Consider the following 20,277-nt stretch of genomic DNA (forward strand, 5'->3'; position numbering starts at 1 on the left):
TTACGCTTCTGTTAATTCTTCAACCATAGGCTCTTCATTAGCAATTCTCTCTAATGCTACTTTATACTCTTTAGGCATTACTTTAACAAACTTAGTCAAGTTATTTTCCCAGTCTGCTAAAACTTCTTTACCTCTATTACTATTTGTATAAGCAACGTGATTTTCAATCAATCCTTTTAATTCAGCAGCATCTTCGGCTGTGATAGGATCAAAATCAATGGTTTCTTCGTTACATAATCCTTTAGTAAATTTACCTGTAGTATTTAATACATACGCATATCCACCACTCATTCCAGCAGCAAAATTACGACCTGTATCACCTAATACCACAATACGACCACCGGTCATATATTCACATCCATGATCTCCTAATCCTTCAACAACTGCTGTTGCTCCAGAATTACGCACAGCAAAACGTTCACCTGCAATACCATTAATATATGCTTCTCCTTTTACTGCTCCAAATAAACAAACATTACCTACTATAATATTGTCTTCGGCAACAAAGTCTGCTTCTTCTGGTTTTTTAACAATAATCTTAGCTCCAGATAATCCTTTACCTAAATAATCATTGGTATTTCCTTCAACAGTAAATGTAATACCGTGAGCTCCAAATACACCCAAACTTTGTCCGGCAGAACCTTTGAAATTTAAATGTAATGTATCTTCAGGTAAACCTAAATGTCCGTAAATTTTAGAAATTTCATTAGATATAATAGCACCAACGGAACGATCAATATTTTTAATAGGATAAGATAAATGAGTTACCTCTTTTCTGAAAACTGCCGCATGTGCATCCTTCAAAATTTTGAAATCTATCACACCACCTAAGTTATGATCTTGTTTTTCACTATTTCTAACCGGCAATTCACTATAACCTTCAGGTTGGTATAATATTGCAGATAAATCTAATCCTTTAGCCTTGTAATGTTCTATAGCTTTATTGGCATTAATTTTTTGAGTTTGACCAATCATTTCATCCATAGTACGGAATCCTAATTCTGCCATAATTTCTCTCAATTCATTTGCCACGTAATAAAAGAAATTAATTACATGCTCTGGTGTCCCTTTAAAGTTTTTACGCAACTCTTTATCTTGTGTTGCGATACCTACTGGACATGTATTTAAATGACACTTACGCATCATAATACAACCAGAAGCTACCAGAGGAGCTGTTGCAAAACCAAATTCTTCAGCACCTAATAATGCAGCAATAGCAACATCACGTCCCGTTTTTAATTGTCCATCACATTCAACTACAATTCTAGATCTTAAATTATTTAATACTAGTGTTTGTTGTGCCTCTGCTAAACCAAGTTCCCATGGCAAACCAGCATGCTTTAATGATGTTAATGGTGATGCACCTGTACCTCCATCATAACCAGAAATCAATACTACATCTGCCTTAGCCTTGGCCACACCAGCTGCAATTGTTCCTACTCCAACTTCCGATACTAACTTTACATTAATTCTAGCTTCTCTATTCGCATTTTTCAAATCATAGATTAGCTGGGCTAAATCTTCAATTGAATAAATATCATGGTGAGGAGGAGGAGAAATTAAGCCTACAAATGGTGTTGAGTTACGAGCATCTGCAATCCAAGGCAATACTTTAGTTCCTGGTAATTGTCCACCCTCTCCTGGTTTAGCTCCTTGAGCCATTTTAATTTGAATCTCTTTTGCAGAACTTAAATAATGAGAAGTTACTCCAAAACGACCTGAAGCCACCTGCTTTATTGCAGAATTCTTATTATCTCCATTCGCATCTGGTTGGAAACGTCTTCTATCTTCACCACCTTCACCAGAGTTAGATTTACCACCTAAACGGTTCATAGCAATAGCTAAATTCTCATGCGCTTCCCTTGAAATAGATCCATAAGACATGGCTCCTGTTTTGAATCGCTTAACGATTTCGGTCCAAGGTTCAACTTCATCTAATGGAATTGGATCCAAGTTATTAAACTCAAATAATCCACGTATAGTTAAATGTTTTTTAGATTGCTCATTAATGTCATTTTTATACACATTATAAGAATCCTGATCACTCAATCTAACTGCTTGCTGTAATTTAGCAACTGTAGTTGGATTAAATAAGTGACGTTCACCATTACGTCTCCATCTGTAATCTCCACCAATATTTAAGCCTAAACGCTTATCAATTTCAGTATCTGGATACGCATATTTGTAGCGCTGATCAATTTCTTTTTCTATTTCATATAATCCTATACCTTCAATTCTTGAAGCTGTGTATGGGAAGTATTTATTTACAAATTCAGAATTGAAACCAACGATTTCAAAAATTTGTGAACCTCTGTATGAATGTAAGGTTGAGATTCCAATTTTATTCATCACTTTTAAGATACCTTTACCAATTGCTTTGTTAAAGTTATCTACCGCTTTTTGCTCATCCATTTCAATGAAACCTTCTTGCACTTGTAAACGGATAATTTCATTAACCATATACGGGTTAATTGCCGAAGCTCCATATCCAAATAAAGTAGCAAAATGGTGTGGCTCACGTGGTTCAGCTGATTCGATAACAATATCAAAATAAGAACGCTTGCGTAAACGGTTCATTTGATGATGTACAAAAGAACAGGCTAATAAAGCTGGAATCGGTGCTAAACCTTCTTTAGCTCCCCTATCAGAAAGGATAATGATGTTCACCCCCTTATCAACTGCTTTAGAAATTTTAGTAATGATGGTATCAAGAGCATCCTCCAAACCATTCATTCCTTTTTCTTTCTCATATAATATCTCAATAGTCTCGGCTTTAAAACCTTCTACATCAATATTTCTGATTTTTTCTAAATCATTATTAGAAATTACAGGGTTTTGAATTCTTAACTTTTTACATTGATCTGGAGTAATATCAAAGATATTCTTGTCATGACCTAAAGCCAAACTAATATCTGTTACTACTTCTTCACGAATACCATCCAATGGTGGATTAGTAACTTGTGCAAATAATTGCTTAAAGTAATTAGAAATCAACTGAGGCCTGTCGGACAATACAGCCAAAGGCGTATCAATACCCATAGAACCTAGCGCTTCTTTTCCAACTTGCGCCATGGGTACAATTACCTCTTGAATATCTTCAATAGTATAATTATACAAGCGCTGTCTTGTTTTTAAGTCTAAAGTTTCAATTGGACATGCTTCATTATTATTTGGCACATCTTTTAATTGTAAGTTATTTTCTTTTAACCATTTTTTATAAGGTCTTTCCGAAACAACTTTATTTTTAATCTCCTCATCATCTATGATTCGACCTTCATTCATGTCTACCAAGAACATTTTACCCGGTTCTAAACGACCATGGCTTTCTATATCCGAAGGTTCAATATCAACTACACCAACTTCCGATGACATAATTAATTTACCACTCTTGGTTACCGTATAACGAGATGGTCTTAATCCATTACGGTCTAATAAAGCACCCACATAATCACCATCGGTAAATGGAACCGATGCAGGTCCATCCCAAGGTTCCATAATACATGAATTGTATTCATAGAATGCTTTTCTTTCCTCGGACATTGTAGCATGCTTCTCCCATGCTTCAGGAATGGTCATCATCATTACCTCTGGCAATGAACGGCCTGTTAAAGTTAACAGTTCTACAGACATATCCATAGAAGCTGAATCCGACTTACCTGGTAATATAATTGGGAACAATTCTTCAATTTGATCACCAAAAATCCCCGATTTCATAATTTCTTCACGAACACGCATTCTAGATACGTTACCTCTTAATGTGTTAATCTCTCCATTTTGACATAAAAATCTAAATGGCTGAGCTAACTCCCATGCAGGCATTGTGTTGGTAGAAAAACGCTGGTGTACTAACGCCAAACGTGTTACCAAATCAGGTTGCTGTAGATCTGTATAATAAGGACCTATATCCTCGGGCATTATTATACCTTTATATATAAGTGTTGTATTTGACAAACTAGGTAAGTAAAAATAGTCTGCTTCAGACATTTTAGAATTTCTAATTACGTGCTCCGTAATTTTGCGCGCAGCATATAATTTAGCTCTAAAAATATTTTCCTCCAAATCTTCTTGAGCAATAAATATTTGCTCAATATTTGGTTCAGAAGCCAAAGCTATTTCTCCTAATTGTGAAGAATCAACTGGTACTGTTCTCCATCCTAAAATTGCTAAGCCTTGAGCTTTGATTTGTTTTTCAAACTCGTTTTTACAAAAAGTGTATTGATTAGTGTTCTTTGGTAAAAACAACATCCCTACAGCATATTGTCTTTGCTCAGGCAATTTGAAATCACAGACTCTTTTAAAATAGTCATGTGGAATATCAATCAATAGTCCGGCACCATCACCAGTCTTACCATCGGCACTAACACCTCCACGATGTTCTAATTTTACTAAAATCTCTAATGCATCATGAATAATCTGGTTGGTTTTTTCACCTTTAAGGTTACAGATAAAACCAGCCCCACAATTTTCATGCTCAAATTCAGGCAAATACATTCCTTGTTTTTGCATATTCTATTTTCTCTTAAGTTTTTCCGCTGCAAAATTACGAAAACGCTAAGGATTCCGAAAATTTATAGCATTATAATAGTCTCTTTTGCGAGTTAACTATTTTTAGGGGTTGTTTTTTATTAATTCTTACCAATTCCTCAAAAAATGTAAGAATTATACAATCCATTTTTCAAACTCGACAAATTATTTTGTTTCATTCTAATAATATAAAGTTAAACAAGAAAATTCACATTATATGTAAACAACTATTAAACTTATTGTATTTTAAGTATACATACGTAAAGTCATTCTTACAAACTAGGTAGTATTTAGAACTTATTTTAAGAAATAATTATGATAATGATATTATTAAGTAAAATATAGTTAGTTTTTCGCAAAAATACTTAGTTATTTAAGTAAATTCTTGCTCAAACTAACTAGTTAATATATTTTTGACCCCATATAATAAATACTAACAATATAATTATACTCTATGAAAAAAATAGAAGCAATTATCCGAAGATCTAAGTTTCGTGCTGTAAAAGAGGCGTTACATTCCAAAGGGATTAACTTCTTCTCTTACTGGGATGTTACCGGTATCGGAAATGAGTCAACAGGTCATGTTTACCGAGGAGTAAGCTACAGTACTAGTGATATTCAACGTAGATACGTATCTATCGTTGTAAATGATGAGTTCGAAGAAATCGCTATTGATTGCATTTTATCAGCTGCCAAAACTGGTGAAGTTGGTGATGGAAAAATATTTGTTTCTGATGTTACTGAAGCTTACAGAATTCGTACAGCTGAAAAAGGTGGCGAAACACTTAACTAATTAACCCCCAAAATTATATTTAAAAAATTACAAAACTCATTATTATGAATGAAGTACAACAAAAAGCATTAGATGCTGCTATATCGAGCATCAATGGAGATATGGGTGCCTTATGGATTACCATTTCTGCAATATTAGTATTTTTTATGCAAGCAGGTTTCACTTTAGTGGAAGTTGGTTTTACACGTGGTAAAAACGCGGGTAACATTATTATGAAAAACATTATGGACCTTTGTATTGGTTCAATTATGTTCTGGGCAGTAGGATATGCATTTATGTATGGTGATACTGTATTATTAGGTGGATTTATGCGTTCAAGTTCTGCGGAGCAAGGATATTTCTTTTTCCATGCTGATGACTGGTATAACTTATTTTTCCAAACAGTATTCTGTGCTACTGCTGCTACTATTGTATCTGGAGCTGTTGCAGGAAGAACTAAATTTACGACTTACTTAGTATTTTCTTTTATTTTAACAACAATTATTTACCCAATATCTGGTAGCTGGTACTGGCCATTTGATGATGACGCATGGTTAAACGGTTTAGGTTTTGTTGATTTTGCTGGTTCATCTGTAGTACACGCTGTAGGTGGTAGTGCTGCATTAGTTGCTGCTAAATTAGTAGGTCCTCGTATTGGAAAATATGTTGATGGTAAAGTAAATGTAATTCCTGGTCACAACTTATTATTTGGTGCATTAGGAGTATTGATCCTTTGGTTAGGATGGTTTGGATTTAACGGTGGATCTCAATTAGCATGGGGTGGTTCTGATACTGTTGCGGCTGGTAGCGTTATCATTAACACAAATATTGCTGCTGCAATTGGTGCTATTGCTGCTTTATTCTTTACTTGGATCAAATATGGTAAGCCAGACATTTCAATGACATTAAATGGTGGTTTAGCTGGTCTTGTAGGTATTACTGCTGGTTGTGGTGCAGTTAGTGCAGGTGGAGCTTTAGCTATTGGTTTAATTTGTGGTATTGCTGTGGTATTATCTATCGAGTTTATCGACAAAACATTACGTATTGATGATCCAGTTGGAGCAATTTCTGTTCACGGTACTTGTGGTTTCTTAGGAACTGTATTAGTAGGTGTATTTGCTTTAGATGGTGGATTATTAAACGGTGGTGGAGCTAAGTTACTTGGTGTTCAAGCATTAGGTTCTTTATCATACATTGGATGGGCAGTAGTAACTACTTTCATTATCTTATTTATACTTAAGAAAGTAATGGGACTTAGAGTTTCTGAAAAAGAAGAAATTGAAGGATTAGATGTTCATGAACATGGTATTTCAGTTTACACAGCTGAATAATCAACTTATACATATTTATTACCTTAAAAGGTTGTCTTTAACAAGACAACCTTTTTTATTTTTCATAAAATCACCCCCATTATATTGACAATTCCTTTCATAAAACTCATTTAATTTGCTTACTTATTATAATTGATATACTTTTAATATATATAATACTAACAATTAACTTATTTTATGAAAAAAATTGAAGCAATTATTAGAAGATCGAAGTATCGTGCCGTTCGAGATGCATTACATACAAAAGGCGTAAACTTCTTTTCTTATTGGGACGTAACCGGGATTGGAAATGAAAAAACAGGACACGTATACAGAGGGGTGAGCTATAGCACAAGTGATATCCAACGTCGCTATATATCTATTGTTGTTAATAATGAATTTGAACAAGTAACCATTGATACCATTATTGAATACGCAGGTACAGGCGAGATAGGTGATGGTAAAATATTTGTATCAGATATAAAAGATGCTTATCGTATCCGTACTGGTGAAAAGGGTGGAGAAACATTAAACTAACTAAAAAAATTTACAACAATATATATTTATAATGGAAACAACTACATTATTATCAAATAATGTATGGATGATGCTATGTACTGCACTAGTATTTTTTATGCACTTAGGGTTTTCTTTTTTAGAAATTGGTTTAACCCGCCAAAAAAACACTATTAATATTTTATTTAAAAACGTATTTATCATATGTGTAGGACTCCTACTATACTGTTTAGCTGGTTTTAATTTAATGTATCCTGGTTTTGCCGAAGGTTCTTCTGGATTTTTTGCATTTGCAGGTTTTGGATTAGATTCTCCACGGACTGCCACAGGTGCACTTGATTTGACTTACAACGAAGGTTATACGTATTGGACAGATTTCCTTTTCCAAGGAATGTTTGCTGCTACTGCTGCAACTATTGTATCTGGAGCTGTAGCCGAACGTATTAAACTTGGTACTTTTATGATATTTACACTTATCTACGTTGGTTTAGTATACCCTATTGCTGGCTCATGGGATTGGGGTGGCGGATGGCTAGAAATGCGCGACACTCCATTTTATGATTTTGCTGGTTCTACACTAGTTCATTCTGTTGGTGGGTGGGCTGCTTTGGTTGCTGTAACACTCTTGGGAGCTAGAATTGGTAAATTTAATAAAGATGATGGCAAACCTCAAGTAATTCAAGGACACAATATTCCTTTAGCAGCCGCTGGAGTTTTAATCCTTTGGTTAGGATGGTTTGGATTTAACGGAGGATCAGTACTTTCGGCTGACCCTGAGTTGACTTCACTTGTATTAGTTACCACATCACTTGCCGCAGCAGCTGGAGGAGTTTCCTGCTTTATTATTTCAACAATAGCCTACAAAAACTATGATTTAACCATGTTTTTAAATGGTATTTTAGGTGGACTAGTTGGTATTACTGCTGGAGCCGATCAAATGAGTCCTACGGATGCTATTTTAATTGGTGTTATTGCCGGTGGACTTATTGTTGCAGGAGTTGCTTTAGTCGATCGTTTAAAATTAGATGATCCTGTTGGAGCCATCGCAGTTCACTTAATTTGTGGTATATGGGGAACTTTAGCGGTTGGTATTTTTGGTAATTTAGCTGGTATGGATCAATTAGTTACTCAATTGATTGGTATTGTATCTATTGGACTATTTTGTGTCATTTCTGCTTTTGTGATCATATTTACCTTAAAGAAAACTATTGGAATCCGTGTATCGGAAGAAGAAGAAGTTGAAGGTCTTGATTTACACGAACATGGCATGGATGCTTATCCTGATTTTAGAATTGATCAGCATTAAACATTGATGATTTTATTATTGAAATACAAAAAGAGGTTTTCCTTTTCGGAAAGCCTCTTTTCGCTTAAGTAACCTACTTAAATCGTATTAATTAATTATTAATAACAATTCGTTCTACTCTTTTAAAAGTATCCCCTTTAAACTCTAGTATATATGCCCCGTTAGACAGCGTACTTACATCTATATCATTTGTGTTTAATGGCTTACTTAACACTTTTGATCCTTGCATAGTATAAATAGTAACGGTATCAAATTCCGCTATGTTATTTATAAATACCGTATGTTGTGCTGGATTTGGATAAAAAACAAGCTCTGGCTCATTATTATCTAACAATTTTGCTCCTGATACACTTGCAAAACTCCATAGCTGATTTTGGTTGGTGTTACTACTAGCCCACAGGTATACATTCTGCTCTCTTGCTCCTCCATTACCTCCATCAATTGAAAAACCTGGTGCATTACGTTTTTCTAATCGGAAATTTCCATTGACATTCACTTTTCGCCAGTGTTGATTTTGGTTATTTGCACCACAAGTAAATAGTTTTACATTTTGTCCATTAGCTCCACCTATACCTCCATCAAGACAAAAATTAGTGTTTTTCTTTCTATAGCTAAAAAAACCATTCCCTCTGTCAATTTCTTCCCATTGTTGATTCACATTTCCTGTATTTCGATTCCATAAATACACATTCTGTTCGTTTGCTCCACCTATGTTTCCATCAATAGAAAAACCAGATGCATTACTCTTTGTTAACACAAAAGTATTTGTATTATTTCCTCCATTATTACCACCACCTGTATTGGCTGTACCATTGATACGTACTTCACCTATATGTAAAAAATTTGTTCCTGCTAATTGTACTCGTACATAACGTCCGCTTCTATTTACCCCAATATTTGTTGGATTGGCTGCTTGTCCAGCAGTAAAAAAGTTACCTACCCCAGATTGATTAATTGTTTGGTTTAAATTTTTAGTAGTAAAAGCATTATCCGATACCAATACATGAAATTGTTGTAATCTATTTTGACAACAATCGGCTCTATTAAATACTTGAATATTTGAAATCTGAGATACACTTCCTAAATCAATTTCCCACCAAGCATTAGCATCATTATTTGTGTGTGTAAATACATTTGTATTACCATCAATGGCTCTTTGAGCATTGAAATCATTATTATTTAGATACGTACTAGACTGAGATACGGTTTTACCTATTGCTAAATTTGACTCCCCTCCATTTGTTGGCGGAGTTGGCGTTGGTGTTGGTGGGTTAACCACAACTGGCGGGTTTGATGGTGCTGGATTATTATTTGTCCCAGGGGTATAGTAATACACATCATCAAACGTATTTGTTTTAGGATCCTCGTAAGGTAATTTCCTGGTTATTGATTGCCATACGTAATTGTTTCTAAATGTTATACTTTCTCTAACAATTCTCCTACGTGGATTTAAAACAAAACCTCTGTTCCCTTTATTTAAATCGGCATAAAAAACATGATTATTTGAATAGGTATTGTCTCTTGTTGGTGGTTGTGTAGTTTCACTTCCATTTTCTTGAAAAGCTAAAGCGCGTCTGTCTGCATTAGGCATAAACATTCCCACATTTTGATCTACTAAAGTATTTTCCACTGCAATTTCTGTCCAAATCATAAAACGATCTCCTGTATGGCAAACTACATTTTTGATTACATCGGTATTTTTTGCAAAAGCATCAACATCAATTCCATCTACTTTGGCTTCAAAAACTAAATTTTTGGAAACTTCAACATTATTTGTAGCCTTAATGTGTACGGCTCTCCTTTCGGAGTTGTAGATAAAGTTTCCTTCCAACTTACTATCGACAGTATTGTTAATAAATAACACATTACGGCAACGTTCAAAATTAATTCCCGATATTTCTAGATTTCTTACAAATCGGGTATACACCCCTGCACAACGACCATTTGTAATTACTTTACCACGTTTGGTCCCAAAGAAATTGACATTGTTTTTTCGGTTTCCATTATTAGTTCCTCTTACTTCAAATACACCATTTACTACATCGGACACCGAAAATTGATCTGGCGTAGTTCCATTAGGTTGTGGTCCGGTATAGGTTACTGTTCCATCAATCCAAATAGTGGTATTACTACCTACTTGAATAAATTTTGAAATGGCATCAATCGTAATATTTCCTCTAAAAATAAATGTTCCGCCATTGTTTGCTATGGCATTTCTGTTCTGTTCTAAATTAGATTGGGTTATGACAGTTCCTTGACCTGTATATGTATTTCGTCGAGCAGCTAATGAAGCTGCAGTCTCTCTTACTGCTGCCATACCTGCAATATGATTTGCAAATAAACCATCTGTGAGTCGAGAATTTATAACTGTTGTAGGTATTTGCGCATTTCGTAACAATGTTTTAATATCATTTGCATTGCCTGTTGGACTTGGTGCAGTTCTTACACATACATCATTCCCTCCATTGTTATCCGCTCTTACACGATTACAATTTCGAGCATCTTGAAAAATTTGTGCATGTAATGTTGAACCAAATAATACTATACCTAGTACTATTTTTTTTGTGATCTGAAAATTCATGAGCTAATTAGTTATTGATTTACAATAAATTAAAACTAATTTTATCATTTACTCAATGAATAATGAGCTATTTATCCTACAATATAATTATACCTATATTTTAATGCGATTTTGACAATTTTTAATCTTAAAATTAATTATATGGTTTGATAATTTTTTGCGTGAGGGATTGTAATGGAAATCCCGGAACCTGACGCTAGGAAGTGTGAGGAATTGTATTGAAAAGCCCGACCCTTGTGGTCACGCCCATATATTTTTTACTAAATAATTTTTGTACTTCGCTTAATTTTTAAATTATATAATAATAGCTTTGCCCTATGATTGGAAAGACAAACGACACGATTACTGCATTAGCCTCTGCTGCTGGAGCTGGAGCTGTTGCTATTATTAGAGTTTCGGGACCGGATGCTTTTGCTATTGTTTCTTCTATTTTTATGGCTAAAAGCCACAAGGATATTAATAAACAAGCATCACACACCATACATTTGGGCCATATAAAAGATGGACATAAGGTATTAGATGAAGTATTGGTGTCTCTTTTTAAAAATCCTAAATCCTATACGGGCGAGGATGTTATTGAAATAAACTGCCATGGTAGTGCCTATATCCAGCAAGAAATTTTGCAATTATTACTCCGTAAAGGTTGCAGAATGGCCGATGCTGGTGAATTTACGCTTAGAGCATTCCTTAACGGGAAAATGGATTTGAGTCAAGCTGAAGCTGTGGCCGATTTAATTGCTAGTGATAGTGAAGCGGCTCATAAAATTGCTATTCAGCAAATGCGAGGTGGTTTTAGTAATGAAATTAAACACTTGAGAGACCAGCTTTTAAATTTTGCTTCGCTACTAGAGTTAGAACTTGATTTTGCTGAAGAAGATGTGGAATTTGCGGACAGAACTCAATTTGTTTCTTTACTCTCTAAAATTGAGCTCATATTAAAAAGACTTATTGACTCCTTTGCTATAGGTAATGTGATTAAAAATGGTATTCCTGTTTCCATTGTAGGTGCGCCTAATGTAGGAAAATCTACCCTTTTAAATGCTTTATTAAACGAGGAACGTGCCATAGTTTCGGATATTGCTGGTACTACACGTGATACCGTTGAAGATGAAATTAGTATTGGTGGATTACGTTTCCGATTTATTGATACTGCCGGAATACGTGAAACCAAGGATGTGGTTGAGGGTATTGGGATTCAAAAAACTTTTGAAAAAATTAATCAAGCTCAAGTGGTTATCTATTTAATGGATGGTACGCAATTAGTAATTGATCAACTTGATGATTTTAAAAATGAAATTGCTCAAATTAAAAATAAGCACCCGCAAAAACCTTTACTGATTATAGGAAATAAAGCAGATAAAATTGATCCCGAGGCTAAAAAAAAGATACTTACAGAAATACCAAATTTGCTATTTATTTCAGCCAAACAAAAAACGGGTGTGGAACAGCTTACCGACAAGCTACTCAGTTTTGTTAATGACGGCTCTTTACGTAATGATGAAACTATTGTTACCAATTCCAGACATTACGATTCTTTAATTAAATCACTCGAAGAAATACAAACGGTACAAGCTGGAATGCAAAGTAATTTAAGTGGAGATCTACTTGCTATTGACCTGAGAGAAGCGCTTTTCCATTTAGGCAATATTACTGGTGAAGTTACTAATGATGAATTATTGGGTAATATTTTTGCTAATTTTTGTATTGGGAAATAGTTACGAGTCTAATAAAATGGAGGTTTTTAGAAACCTTCTTAAGAAGAACAACAATCATATATAAACAGTAGTAAAAAATTGGTTAATTTACAAGATTACCAAACAACACTTTTTACTACTACTATGTTATTTGATACGCACGAAAAGTACAGAATCTAAAAGTGTTGATTTACAGATTGATGCCCGGTTAAAATATGGGGTCCCACAAAAAAATATTTTGTCGATACTGGATCTGGAGCCAAGCCTGATCGTGAAAGTTTAGAGAAGTTAATTTCTAAACTTCGAGAAGGAGATCTCCTTATTATTTGGAAGCTCGATCGTATTACACGAAGCGTTCGGCATCTTACTCAACTTGTAAATAATTTCAAAGAAAATGAAATTGATTTAAGAAGTATTAGAGAACCTTTCTTAAATACTACTTCACCTTATGGAAAATTTATTTTTACAATATTTTCTGGGATAACTGAACTTGAAAGGAATATTCTTATTGAAAGAACAATCGCAGGACAAGAAAGTGCTAGACGTCGGGGAGTTAAAATTGGAAGATAAAGAGGTCTTTCAAAAAAGCAGAGGAAAAGGCAATCTTAGCAGAAACGTATTACAGGGATGAAACAAAGAATCTTTCAGTAAAGGAAATACTTACTTTAACCGGTATAAAGTCTAAAAAAACACTATATAGCTATCTAACTATACAAGGACGTAGAAACTGCAAATATGAGGGTTTTGGTTGCTTGTTTTGGGATAAGAATCAAGAGCCAGACAATGCTTATTGTCCGAAACACATTAAATACAAAAAAAAGTAATTTATAATTGTTTGATTAATAATTAATTAGTAATTTGCATCAATAATAATAATTTTGGTTCAAATGGGAGTTGTAAGAAAATCTATAACATTTACAGAGCAACAAGACACATATATAAAAAGCTTGATAGAAAAAGGTTTTTATACTAACGATAGTGAATACGTAAGAGATATTATTCGTAAAGACCAAGAAAACAGGAAAAATGGAGTCGATTTATATGACGCTTTACTTGATGGTATAGAAAGTGGAGTGTCGAAAGAAACCGTTGAAAGTATTTGGGATCAAGCTATAAAAGAGAATGAAGAAAAAAATTAATTACACACTAAGTGTAAAAGCTTCTATTGATCTTAAAGAAATTGCGGTATTTACTATAAAAAAATTTGGTATACAACAGTCTGAAATTTATAGAGATAGTTTAGTAGAAATCCTAAATAAATTAGGTAAACACCCCGAAATAGGTAGGGAGTATATTGCTATCAAAGATAAAATGCTTTCGAGATATAGATTTAAGGCGCATACTATATTCTTTTATCCACTAGAAGAAAAAATATTTGTAGTACGTATTCTAGGCAATAATATGAGTTTTATAAAACATTTAAAACCTAAATAAACGATCAAAATATGACTTAAAAGTGTTTACAAAAGAAAATCTTAAAGATTGGATATTTGATGAAACATTTGGGAAATTATATGGCAACCCAAGAACAACTGCAGGAATACTAAAACTAAATTCTAAATAAACGATCGAATTATGATTTATAAATTTAATACTGGTAAAGAAGGTGTTAATACATACTTAGAATTATCATCCAATCAAGTTGAAGGTAAAAAGCTTCAAAATATCTATCACAAGGACCTATTAATATTTTGAGTATCATTGTTTTTAGATGTTTCATTTTGAGGAAAATTTGATAAATTACAATACAAAAAAAATCGTCAGGGATAATTTTATAAAACCATATATTGCAGACTTATAAAATTATTAAAATCAATGATCCCACAAATTATATTACTTTCTGCTACTTTGTTTGGAGCCTTAGCTATAATTTTAGGTGCTTTTGGTGCACATGCTTTAAAAAAAATATTTACTACTGATCAAATGCAAAGTTTTGAAACTGGGGTTAAATACCAAATGTATCATGCCATTGTTTTGTTAGTTATTGGCCTACAATTAAAATTTGAAACTAATTTGGAACAAGCTATGGCTTGGTGCTTTGTTACTGGCGTTATTTTATTTTCATTTAGTATTTATGGTTTGTGTATTTCTTCGGCTAAAGGAACAAAAATCAAAATTTTGGGACCAGTGACTCCATTAGGTGGTTTATGCCTGTTGAGTGGTTGGATTTTATTATTTGTTAGGTTCCTATCTCCTGTTATTTAACTTTTAAATAGATTTTTAAGCCTATCATCCACCCTATTCAGATCTATTAAAACTGTTTTCTTTATTTTCAGATTAAAAATCTGATTCTTAATACAGCTAGCATATTGATATAATAACAATACATTCTACTAAAATATATGATCCATTATTTTACTATTTTTTAATATGTACCGCTGACAATTTATCATTCTCTATTTTTATGTAATTTCCTTTAGCAATTATCAATACGCCTATAATTAATATGGATAGGCTTACAGCTAAAACAGTTATACTTTTTTTGGAAGCTCCTTTCCATTCTTTTGTTAAAATTCCATTAACATTAGCAACCATAATAGCTCCTGTTTCCAAAATAGCAAAACCAACAGATGTTCCTAACTCTCCTAAATGATATGCAGCTAACCCATAAATGACTAAAGCTGTATCATGAAATACTGCCATTAATATGACTAATAAAACACTTAATACAATTCCCTTTTTAGTATAATTACCCCATGTTTTATTTTTTGTCAATCGATATCCATAAAAAAGCATTGTTGAAGTAGTTCCTCCCATAAAAATAGGTAATAGTACAGCCAATCGAGCTATCCAAGGTGCATTTCCAAATTGAATTTCAGCTACCTCTCCTATCTTTCCTAAATTATTTCCAATATGATAAGAAAGATTAAATCCTGCGGCACAAATAGCTCCTAACACACAAAAAAGTATTCCTTGGCGTATTATTTTTGTGTTATTTTCTTTACCTAAAACTCCTCTTCCTTTATCCCTCAAAATACCTGCATATCCATTTAAGGCTATTCCAAAAACTATAACAAAAATACCCGTAAGCATAATATTGCCCACTGTTGTTCCTAAAACACTTTCCTGACCATCGGGTATTAAAATTAATGGCATAATAGTATCAATTGAAGTAATAACCCCTAAAAACAAACTAAAAGCTAAAGCCATTCCAATAGAGGAAATACTATACCCCCAAAGCATATTACCAATTCCCCAACAAAAACTTAATCCAAACATGGTAAAAAATATCCATGTTGGTATTTGAGCATAAATGCCCCATAGGTCATCTACTAAAGTAAATGTTAATACTATTGGAATTACAAGATTAGCAAAAAAGAAAAATCCGCCCCAGGTATTTTCCCACTCAAATCCGGCTGTATATTTTGATGGCAAAGCATATAATCCCAATAATATTGCCGATACAAAAGCCAAAACAATTCCAAAAAGCATAAATGATAATTTTTAGGTTAGAAATTCTAAAATAGAATAAATATTTTAGAACCAATAATTTATGCTATGGTTGTTTAACTATTATTGGAAAATAAATTGATAATTTTCCTTTAGTTGAAATAGAAAAATAAATAACATCATCGTAATTAAAGTTTTTTTTGCCAAAGTAACTACCACCACAAAGGAGCAATTCATTATAGTAATTTCAAACTGTGCACGATGATAGATAACTCACCGAAGTGCTTAATACAATAAAAATTAAAACCTTGTCCCCATATGAATTGTTCCATAAATATGACTCGAATTAGGTACTACCCTATCATAAGTAAACACATATTCTGCATTAATAAAAAAATGTTTCCATGATAAATACACGCCATGAGTTATATGTTTATCAAAAACACTTAGTTTTTCTATTTCATACAAAGTATCATTTCCAACCAAATTCCCTTGAGCTGTTCCATTAAATGCATTTAACCTACCCAATAAAGTCACTTTATAAAACAACTCTAATTTATTATTTTTTGGAGCTAAAAGTTGATTCCCTTCTGCTGTAGATACAGGTAATTTTTGGAACCAACCAATACGCATAGCCATTTCTGCAGAAGCATCTGTATATAAGTTACCTAAACGGGTTTGAATACTACTGTAAAAATCTAATCCTTTTAGTTTAGGAGTCAAATCATAAGCATAGGTCGCGTTTATATTAAATAAGAATTGATTCGGTAATTGAAATTCCCAACCTTCTAACGTGCGTTCATCTAACACCCTACTATGAAACCAATCTTGTGTATTTTCTGCAAATGAATTTTCACCCATTACTCCTAACAAAATATGTGTTTTTAAAAAAGATCGTTTGTAAGTTGTAGTTAATCCTAATTGACCAAAAAGAATACCTGCAAACGGTCTATCAAAACGAAATAATCTTTTTTCTAAAATTTCCTTAGGTATATCCCGATTTGAAGGTGTAAAGGCTTCCATTTTAAACCGAAATGAATAATAATGATCCTTACTTTTAGGAAATAACAAATGTGCTTTTATAAACTTATCTGACTTAAATTTATAATTTGCTCCTACTCCAAATGAAAAAAATTCATCTTTACTCTGCCAACCAACAAAAACATCATTATCCGTTATAATACTTATTTCATTAGTGTACGTTTCTTTTGATTGACCTAACATTATAAAAGGCATTATAATGCCAATACAAACAAGAAAATTTAGTTTCATTTAATTTTTAACAAATTACATTAGTAATAAAATTTAAGTGTGTTAGCTTGATAAGCTAATTAAAACAAAAAATAAGGTACTTTATTTTAAAGTATAGAAAATATAATGTTTAATAGAAAAAGGTTGATCGTATTCAATAAATAGAAAGTTGGATATATTCATAATTTTAGTAAGGGCAAACTTTATTAAAAAAATAATATTTATCTATCATCACATGAACATTAGCTTTATCAAGCTATAGATCTAATTTAATGTACATATAAAACAAAGTTATTGCAACATTGTTGCAATAACTTTGTTTTATATGTACATTTACAGCTTAATTACATTAACCAGATAAAAATGATCAAATTAATACTGCAAAAATCAGATGCATTAGGTATCCTTACAAGTACACTATGTATTATCCATTGCTTAGCTACTCCGCTAATTTTTATTGCTCATACGCATGCTATTAATGAAACAAATCCTATTTGGTGGTCAAATTTAGATTATATTTTTTTGATTATTTCACTTTTAGCAGTATTGCGTTCAATCAAAAATACTTCTAAAAATTATATGAAATTAGGCTTAGGTCTAAATTGGGTAACTTTATTCTTATTAATTATCAATGAGAAAATTCGATTAGTTTCATTACCCGAAATTACAATTTATGTAACTGCGTTTTCATTAGCCGCATTGCATATTTACAATATGAAATATTGCCAATGTAAAACGAATAAATGTTGTATTCACAATGGATAAAAATAAAATGGAGCTATTAGGGAATAATCATATCTCAACAAGTGTAGATACCCCTTTACGTGCTGATGCCTTTGAAAAATCGGACGACGAAAAAATTAAAAATATTCAACTTTATTTTGGAAAAATAATGGAAGAATTGGGTTTAGATTTATCGGACGATAGTTTATCTGGAACCCCTTACAGATTTGCCAAAATGTATGTTAAAGAACTTTTTTATGGTTTAAACCCCAAAAACAAGCCAAAACTATCTGTTTTTGAAAATAAGTATGGTTATAAGAAAATGTTAGTAGAACAAAACATTACTATTGATTCTTCTTGTGAACATCATTTTTTACCAATAACCGGAGAAGCTCATATAGCATATGTCCCTAAAAATAAAGTCATCGGACTTTCAAAAATAAATAGACTTGTTGACTATTACGCACATCGTCCTCAAGTGCAGGAAAGACTTTCACTACAAATATTAAAAGACTTGCAAAATACACTAGAAACAGATGATGTAATAGTAATGATTTCTGCAAAGCACCTTTGTGTTTCTTCCAGAGGTATAAAAGATAAAAATAGCTTTACAACAACTTTAGAATATGGCGGATGCTTTTCTGAAAAAAATAATCGAAATGAGTTTTTAAACCTTATTAATAAGCAAGCTCTATAAATACAAAAATGATGATTATCCAACGTGTTTTCTTTTACTCATAAAATTCATAAACTACGTCTATAAAAATATGGAAGCTATCATTACGATTGTTGGTTTTTTAGGAGCTGGAAAAACAACATTATTAAAGCATTTAATAATCAATTACATTAATAATAATTGGAATCCTTTCATAATTTTAAATGATTACGAAAACGCAAACCTTGATGCACTACAATTAACCGATAAAATTAAACCTAAATGGATTAGAGCACTTACAGGTAGTTGTATTTGTTGTAGTGGTATTAATGAATTAAGAAATTATGTAAATCGTATTCCAGAGCGAACTAATGGAATCACTTTGATTGAAGCTAATGGTACTTCTGATGCTTGTTCTTTAATGGAATTTTTATGTGTTGGACTAAATGATAGGTTTTTACCTCCGATACAAATAGGAGTAGTTGATGTTAAGAACTGGCAAAAACGAGAAAAGCACAATGAACTTGAAGCAAACCAAATTCAAGTAGCCTCATTAATTATCCTTACTCATATTGAAAAAACAACAGCCAATAGGCAGACACAAGTCATTAAAGAATTAAAAAAACTTAATCCTTTTGCTAAAATTTTAACAATGGATACTATTGACATTTCAATCCTTCCTGGACTCACACCATCAAAAAATAAAGCCCAACTACTTAACCACCAAAAAGCACATTGGTCTTCTTGCTCTTGTGATCTGCCTACTTTACCTAACTTAAATTGTATTAATTATATATGTCAAACACTACCTAAAAGTATTCTTAGAGTAAAAGGATGTACTCAAATTGGAGACGAAAAAAAGTATACTTATTTCGAACGAAATCCAGATGGAGAGGTCTATGTACGACCTTTTAACGGAATACCAATCACAGGTCCTAAATTACTTACTATTGGCCCCAATAGTAAACTTTCATTACTCAAAAAGGTAATCAAAGAAAGTCTTGATTAACGAATAATACAGGCTTCGATATAAAATTAAATCAGTTTTTTGTCTACTCTCCTTTACCGTACATTACCCCCCATATTTAATTAATTAGGATACAAACTGTCTTTTATAAAAACACCATTTTAACACCATTTGTTCCAAATATTGAGATAAAATAGGTTTTAAAATAACAGTATGCAGTATGCAGTATGCATAAGTTTAAATTATTTAAAATTAGAGCTTCTGCAAAATAAAAAAAGAAAAAGTTTTGCTTTCAGTATCTTATAAATCTAATTGTTTGACTATTAATTGTTACAAAGTACATTCCTTGAGGAATATCCGAAACTAATATTCTTTCTTGATCTTCTTTCAAAAATATAGATTTAACTACACTTCCTCCATAATTTCTAAAAACCACAAAATCTCCTTTTGCACTATTAATGATTTTTGTATAATTTGATGAAGCCGAAGGTAGCATTGAATAAGTATCTGCATTTTGCGCTAAAGCCTTGGCTATTTCGGAGTGACCATGCCAGTGATTTCGGTCAAACAGTGCCACTCATAGAGGTA

Annotated in this window: 17 protein-coding genes; 12 read left to right on the forward strand and 5 right to left on the reverse strand. The window is 32.6% G+C overall.

Features of this window, described 5'->3' with window-relative positions; all coding sequences use genetic code 11:
* Complete coding sequence (gene gltB / locus KQA_RS0212650) at positions 1 to 4,506, reverse strand: glutamate synthase large subunit (protein WP_010181702.1); 4,506 nt, start codon at positions 4,504 to 4,506, stop codon at positions 1 to 3.
* Positions 4,507 to 4,978: 472 nt separating this feature from the next.
* Here gltB and KQA_RS0212655 point away from each other — a divergent pair, with 472 nt between their 5' ends.
* The 4 genes from KQA_RS0212655 (at position 4,979) to KQA_RS0212670 (ending at position 8,428) form a co-directional block, all read left to right on the forward strand.
* Positions 4,979 to 5,317: a P-II family nitrogen regulator gene (locus tag KQA_RS0212655; protein ID WP_010181704.1), complete on the forward strand. Its 339-nt coding sequence runs from the start codon at positions 4,979 to 4,981 to the stop codon at positions 5,315 to 5,317.
* Positions 5,318 to 5,361: 44 nt separating this feature from the next.
* Entirely contained in the window at positions 5,362 to 6,627 is a 1,266-nt protein-coding gene (locus KQA_RS0212660) for an ammonium transporter (protein ID WP_010181706.1), read from the forward strand.
* A 177-nt stretch (positions 6,628 to 6,804) separates the two neighbouring features.
* Positions 6,805 to 7,143, forward strand: a complete 339-nt coding sequence (locus KQA_RS0212665) for a P-II family nitrogen regulator (protein WP_010181708.1) — start codon at positions 6,805 to 6,807, stop codon at positions 7,141 to 7,143.
* Positions 7,144 to 7,174: 31 nt separating this feature from the next.
* A complete protein-coding gene (locus KQA_RS0212670) occupies positions 7,175 to 8,428 on the forward strand; it encodes an ammonium transporter (RefSeq protein ID WP_010181710.1) in 1,254 nt (417 codons plus the stop codon).
* Between the two features lie 91 nt (positions 8,429 to 8,519).
* Here KQA_RS0212670 and KQA_RS0212675 read toward each other — a convergent pair whose 3' ends face one another.
* Positions 8,520 to 11,009 (reverse strand): galactose-binding domain-containing protein, encoded by a 2,490-nt coding sequence (locus KQA_RS0212675; protein ID WP_010181713.1) that lies wholly within the window; start codon positions 11,007 to 11,009, stop codon positions 8,520 to 8,522.
* Between the two features lie 317 nt (positions 11,010 to 11,326).
* Here KQA_RS0212675 and mnmE point away from each other — a divergent pair, with 317 nt between their 5' ends.
* The 5 genes from mnmE (at position 11,327) to KQA_RS0212710 (ending at position 14,908) form a co-directional block, all read left to right on the forward strand.
* Complete coding sequence (gene mnmE, locus KQA_RS0212680) at positions 11,327 to 12,724, forward strand: tRNA uridine-5-carboxymethylaminomethyl(34) synthesis GTPase MnmE (RefSeq protein WP_010181715.1); 1,398 nt, start codon at positions 11,327 to 11,329, stop codon at positions 12,722 to 12,724.
* Positions 12,725 to 12,916: 192 nt separating this feature from the next.
* Entirely contained in the window at positions 12,917 to 13,273 is a 357-nt protein-coding gene (locus KQA_RS21025; RefSeq protein ID WP_081483266.1) for a recombinase family protein, read from the forward strand.
* Between the two features lie 317 nt (positions 13,274 to 13,590).
* Positions 13,591 to 13,842, forward strand: a complete 252-nt coding sequence (locus tag KQA_RS18965) for a type II toxin-antitoxin system ParD family antitoxin (RefSeq protein ID WP_010181717.1) — start codon at positions 13,591 to 13,593, stop codon at positions 13,840 to 13,842.
* Positions 13,826 to 14,137 (forward strand): type II toxin-antitoxin system RelE/ParE family toxin, encoded by a 312-nt coding sequence (locus KQA_RS0212695; RefSeq protein WP_010181719.1) that lies wholly within the window; start codon positions 13,826 to 13,828, stop codon positions 14,135 to 14,137. The genes KQA_RS18965 and KQA_RS0212695 overlap by 17 nt, the downstream gene beginning before the upstream one ends.
* A gap of 381 nt (positions 14,138 to 14,518) precedes the next feature.
* A complete protein-coding gene (locus KQA_RS0212710) occupies positions 14,519 to 14,908 on the forward strand; it encodes a DUF423 domain-containing protein (RefSeq protein ID WP_010181721.1) in 390 nt (129 codons plus the stop codon).
* Between the two features lie 153 nt (positions 14,909 to 15,061).
* Here the strand turns inward: KQA_RS0212710 and KQA_RS0212715 are convergent, their stop codons facing one another.
* Together KQA_RS0212715 and KQA_RS0212720 are read right to left on the reverse strand one after the other, a co-directional pair.
* Positions 15,062 to 16,135 (reverse strand): L-rhamnose/proton symporter RhaT, encoded by a 1,074-nt coding sequence (locus KQA_RS0212715; protein WP_010181723.1) that lies wholly within the window; start codon positions 16,133 to 16,135, stop codon positions 15,062 to 15,064.
* Positions 16,136 to 16,393: 258 nt separating this feature from the next.
* A complete protein-coding gene (locus KQA_RS0212720; RefSeq protein WP_010181725.1) occupies positions 16,394 to 17,365 on the reverse strand; it encodes a lipid A-modifier LpxR family protein in 972 nt (323 codons plus the stop codon).
* Between the two features lie 342 nt (positions 17,366 to 17,707).
* Here KQA_RS0212720 and KQA_RS0212725 point away from each other — a divergent pair, with 342 nt between their 5' ends.
* The 3 genes from KQA_RS0212725 to KQA_RS0212735 all read left to right on the forward strand — a co-directional run bounded on the left by KQA_RS0212725 (position 17,708) and on the right by KQA_RS0212735 (position 19,731).
* The gene (locus tag KQA_RS0212725; protein ID WP_010181727.1) at positions 17,708 to 18,109 is read left to right on the forward strand and encodes a MerC domain-containing protein; all 402 of its coding nucleotides are present in this window, start codon (positions 17,708 to 17,710) and stop codon (positions 18,107 to 18,109) included.
* On the forward strand, positions 18,102 to 18,764 hold the full coding sequence (gene folE / locus KQA_RS0212730) for a GTP cyclohydrolase I FolE (RefSeq protein WP_010181728.1): 663 nt from the start codon (positions 18,102 to 18,104) through the stop codon (positions 18,762 to 18,764). Before KQA_RS0212725 ends, folE begins: the two co-directional genes overlap by 8 nt.
* 70 nt (positions 18,765 to 18,834) lie before the next feature.
* Positions 18,835 to 19,731 carry a GTP-binding protein gene (locus KQA_RS0212735; protein WP_010181730.1) on the forward strand — a complete coding sequence of 299 codons (897 nt, stop codon included), beginning with the start codon at positions 18,835 to 18,837 and terminating at the stop codon, positions 19,729 to 19,731.
* Positions 19,732 to 19,981: 250 nt separating this feature from the next.
* Here KQA_RS0212735 and KQA_RS0212740 read toward each other — a convergent pair whose 3' ends face one another.
* Positions 19,982 to 20,266, reverse strand: coding sequence for a T9SS type A sorting domain-containing protein (locus KQA_RS0212740; RefSeq protein ID WP_010181732.1), 285 nt, complete (start codon positions 20,264 to 20,266; stop codon positions 19,982 to 19,984).
* Positions 20,267 to 20,277 lie beyond the last annotated feature (11 nt).

This window comes from Aquimarina agarilytica ZC1, from assembly GCF_000255455.1.
GTDB classification, from domain to species: Bacteria; Bacteroidota; Bacteroidia; order Flavobacteriales; family Flavobacteriaceae; genus Aquimarina; species Aquimarina agarilytica.

What these genes read in the sequence shown, in the direction of transcription:
- gltB (WP_010181702.1), bottom strand. Translation starts at nt 4,506, where the DNA reads ATGCAAAAACAAGGAATGTATTTGCCTGAATTTGAGCATGAAAATTGT.
- KQA_RS0212655 (WP_010181704.1), top strand. Translation starts at nt 4,979, where the DNA reads ATGAAAAAAATAGAAGCAATTATCCGAAGATCTAAGTTTCGTGCTGTA.
- KQA_RS0212660 (WP_010181706.1), top strand. Translation starts at nt 5,362, where the DNA reads ATGAATGAAGTACAACAAAAAGCATTAGATGCTGCTATATCGAGCATC.
- KQA_RS0212665 (WP_010181708.1), top strand. Translation starts at nt 6,805, where the DNA reads ATGAAAAAAATTGAAGCAATTATTAGAAGATCGAAGTATCGTGCCGTT.
- KQA_RS0212670 (WP_010181710.1), top strand. Translation starts at nt 7,175, where the DNA reads ATGGAAACAACTACATTATTATCAAATAATGTATGGATGATGCTATGT.
- KQA_RS0212675 (WP_010181713.1), bottom strand. Translation starts at nt 11,009, where the DNA reads ATGAATTTTCAGATCACAAAAAAAATAGTACTAGGTATAGTATTATTT.
- mnmE (WP_010181715.1), top strand. Translation starts at nt 11,327, where the DNA reads ATGATTGGAAAGACAAACGACACGATTACTGCATTAGCCTCTGCTGCT.
- KQA_RS18965 (WP_010181717.1), top strand. Translation starts at nt 13,591, where the DNA reads ATGGGAGTTGTAAGAAAATCTATAACATTTACAGAGCAACAAGACACA.
- KQA_RS0212695 (WP_010181719.1), top strand. Translation starts at nt 13,826, where the DNA reads ATGAAGAAAAAAATTAATTACACACTAAGTGTAAAAGCTTCTATTGAT.
- KQA_RS0212710 (WP_010181721.1), top strand. Translation starts at nt 14,519, where the DNA reads ATGATCCCACAAATTATATTACTTTCTGCTACTTTGTTTGGAGCCTTA.
- KQA_RS0212715 (WP_010181723.1), bottom strand. Translation starts at nt 16,135, where the DNA reads ATGCTTTTTGGAATTGTTTTGGCTTTTGTATCGGCAATATTATTGGGA.
- KQA_RS0212720 (WP_010181725.1), bottom strand. Translation starts at nt 17,365, where the DNA reads ATGAAACTAAATTTTCTTGTTTGTATTGGCATTATAATGCCTTTTATA.
- KQA_RS0212725 (WP_010181727.1), top strand. Translation starts at nt 17,708, where the DNA reads ATGATCAAATTAATACTGCAAAAATCAGATGCATTAGGTATCCTTACA.
- folE (WP_010181728.1), top strand. Translation starts at nt 18,102, where the DNA reads ATGGATAAAAATAAAATGGAGCTATTAGGGAATAATCATATCTCAACA.
- KQA_RS0212735 (WP_010181730.1), top strand. Translation starts at nt 18,835, where the DNA reads ATGGAAGCTATCATTACGATTGTTGGTTTTTTAGGAGCTGGAAAAACA.